The sequence below is a fragment of the Microbulbifer mangrovi genome, from assembly GCF_002009015.1.
GTDB classification, from domain to species: domain Bacteria; phylum Pseudomonadota; class Gammaproteobacteria; order Pseudomonadales; family Cellvibrionaceae; genus Microbulbifer; species Microbulbifer mangrovi.
Genome location: NZ_LZDE01000146.1, coordinates 1 through 3162 on the forward strand (window position 1 = coordinate 1; position 3162 = coordinate 3162).

At 62.5% G+C, this 3162-nt stretch carries 1 protein-coding gene; it reads left to right on the plus strand.

The features are described from left to right. The first annotated feature begins 254 nt into the window (after positions 1-254). A complete protein-coding gene (gene ppc, locus B4U49_RS00900) occupies positions 255-2912 on the plus strand; it encodes a phosphoenolpyruvate carboxylase (RefSeq protein WP_078082719.1) in 2658 nt (885 codons plus the stop codon). Positions 2913-3162: the final 250 nt, after the last annotated feature.

Consider the following 3162-nt stretch of genomic DNA (forward strand, 5'->3'; position numbering starts at 1 on the left):
TCTACCAATTCCGCCACCTGGGCTTTCGACGGTGCGTTCCGTCGAGGCTGCGCACTATAGCGGTTTTATCGCGGGAGTCAATTGTCAGGTGTGACTGTTGAGTGCGTCCCGTGTCGCGTGAAACCTGCTCCTCCGACTGCTATTGGTCATCGTTTGTAGTTTTTTTACAAAAATGTTGTGCCGGGGATCAATCTCGAGAGCGAAATATGTAAAAATGGTGCCACTTTTTGTTCCGGTTAAGGGGGAGGAATTCCGTGGATCAAGATCAAAATGCCCCGCTGAGGGAAGATGTTCGCCTTTTGGGGGAGGAGCTGGGTAGTGTGTTGCGCACGCAGGCCGGTGACGCCCTGTTCGACACCGTGGAGACCATTCGCCAGGTGGCGGTGGAGAGTCGCGGCCAGGGCGAGATGCCTGTAGGAAAACTACGGGAGCTGCTGGATCCCCTCGATGACGACACCCTGCTGGAGGTGGCGCGGGCCTTCAGCCAGTTCCTTAACCTGGCAAATATTGCCGAGCAGCGCCACCGCGAGCGTCTGCATCGCCAGCACGAACGTTTTCCCGGGGATCCGGATACCGACCGCGGCCTGCGCCAGGTACTGGAGGAGCTGAAGAAGGCCAATGTGAGTCCGGAGCGGGTGCGTGAGGTGCTGTCGGACCTGTCCGTGGAGCTGGTGATGACCGCACACCCGACAGAGGTGACCCGGCGCACCCTGATCCGCAAATACGACCAGATGGCGGATCTGCTTACCGGCCTGGATCGTCCGGACTGCACCCCGGAAGAGGCGGAGCGCCAGCGCCGCCTGCTGCGTGAGCAGATACTGTCCGCTTGGTGCACCGACGAGATCCGTCGCGAGCGCCCGACCCCGGTCGACGAGGCCAAGTGGGGCTTTGCCACCATCGAACAGTCCCTGTGGCAGGCTGTGCCCGAGGGTATGCGCCAGATCGAGGGCGAGCTGGCACTGGCCGGTCTCGAGCCGCTGCCCTCCGACTGGGTGCCGATCCGTTTCGCGTCCTGGATGGGCGGCGACCGCGATGGCAACCCCAACGTCACCGCAAAAGTCACCCGCCAGGTGCTGACCCTGGCCCGCTGGATGGCGGCGGACCTGTATCTGCGGGATGTGGAAAACCTGCTCGCCGATCTCTCCATGCACCGCGCCAGTGACGAGCTGCTGGCGCGCACCGGCCCCAGCCAGGAACCCTACCGTCTGCTGCTGCGGGAAGTGCGCGATCGCCTGCGCAACACCCGCGCATTGATGGAGGCGCGGGTCAATGGCGGCGCCGAGCCCCAGGGTGAGATCTATGCGAGCGGCAGTGAGCTGCATGTGGAGTTGAGCCTGATTGACCGCTCCCTGCGTGCAGTGGGTCTCGCGGCCATCGCCGACGGCCAGCTGAAAGATACCCTGCGTCGGTTGAACTGTTTTGGTATCACCCTGCTGCGCCTGGATATTCGGCAGGAATCCACCCGCCATGCGGAGGTGGTGGATGCCATCACCCGTTTCCTGGATCTCGGTAGCTATGCCAGCTGGGGGGAAAAGGTGAAGCAGAAGTTCCTGCTGGGCGAGCTGGAAAATCGCCGCCCGCTGGTGAACGGTGCCTTTTTCGAGAGTGAGTTCTGTACCGACGAAGTGCGCGAGGTTCTCGATACCTGCAAGGTGATTGCCGAGCAGGGCGCGGAAGGCCTGGGTGCCTATGTGATTTCCATGGCGCGGACTTCCTCCGATGTGCTTGCGGTCATGCTGTTGCAGAAGATTGCCGGTGTGCGCGAACCCATGCGTGTAGTGCCGCTGTTCGAGACCCTCGACGATCTCGACAACGCCTGCGACACCATGAGTGCACTGCTGGAAATCCCTTTCTATCGCGAGCGGGTAAAGGCTGGACAGGAAGTGATGATCGGTTACTCCGACTCCGCCAAGGATGCGGGTTTCCTCGGTGCCGCCTGGGCCCAGTTCCGCGCCCAGGAGGCGCTCACCGGTATCTTCCGCGAGCGCGGCATTCCGTTGACCCTGTTCCACGGTCGCGGTGGTTCCATTTCCCGCGGTGGCTCTCCTACCCGTATGGCGCTGCTGTCGCAGCCCCCGGGATCGGTCGCGGGTCGTATTCGCGTCACCGAGCAGGGCGAAATGATCCGCTTCAAGTACGGGCGCCCGTCGGTAGCCGCTTACAATCTGGAGCAGTATGTGGCGGCCACGCTGGAGGCGACCCTGTTGCCGCCTGCAGAACCGCGTCCCGAATGGCGGGCGGAAATGGATCGTCTGACCCAGGCCTCCGTGCGCGCTTATCGCGAAGTTGTGCAGGACGATCCGGCACTGGTGTCCTATCTGCGCACGGTTACCCCGGAAACCGAGCTGAGTCGTCTCGCGCTGGGCAGTCGCCCGGCGCGGCGCAAGCCTGGTGGTGGTGTGGAGACCCTGCGCGCGATTCCCTGGGTGTTTGCCTGGACGCAAATGCGCCTGATGCTGCCGGCCTGGCTGGGCACCGGGGCAGCACTGGAAACCGGCCTCGAAAATGCGCCGGAGACCCTGCGTACCATGAGCGAGGAGTGGCCCTTCTTCCACACGGTGGTGGATATGTTAGAAATGGTGTTGGCCAAGTCAGACACCCGCGTGGCCCTGTGGTACGAGGAGCGCCTCACCGATGATCCGGAACTGCAGCGCCTCGGTGTCGAGTTGCGCAGTCGCCTGGCGCGCACCGTCGCCGCCCTGAGTGAGCTCACCGGCCGCGAGAGTCTGCTGGATAACAACCCGGTAATGCGCTGGTCGATCCGTGTGCGGGATCCCTACACGGATCCGCTGCACCTGCTGCAGGCAGAGCTGATGGCGCGCCTGCGCACCCGCGAGGAAGATCCGGTGCTGGAAAGCGCTCTGATGGTGACGATTGCGGGTATTGCAGCTGGCATGCGTAATACCGGTTAAACACTCGGCGCCAGATGCTAGGGGGTTTAACGGATTGATGCCGGGTGCGGCTTTGCGAGACCTTCTGAAACAGGGATGTTTTAGAGGGGCCGCGAGGGGTGGGTTCACGGTGTGTCTCGCCAAGCCGTGCCCGGTAGCAATACCGCCACAGGTCACAGGTCTAGACAAGTGCGAGAATCGAAAAACAAAAAGGGGCCGACTCTTGCGAGTCGGCCCCTTTTTTAAAGATGGTGCCCAGGAGAAGACTTGA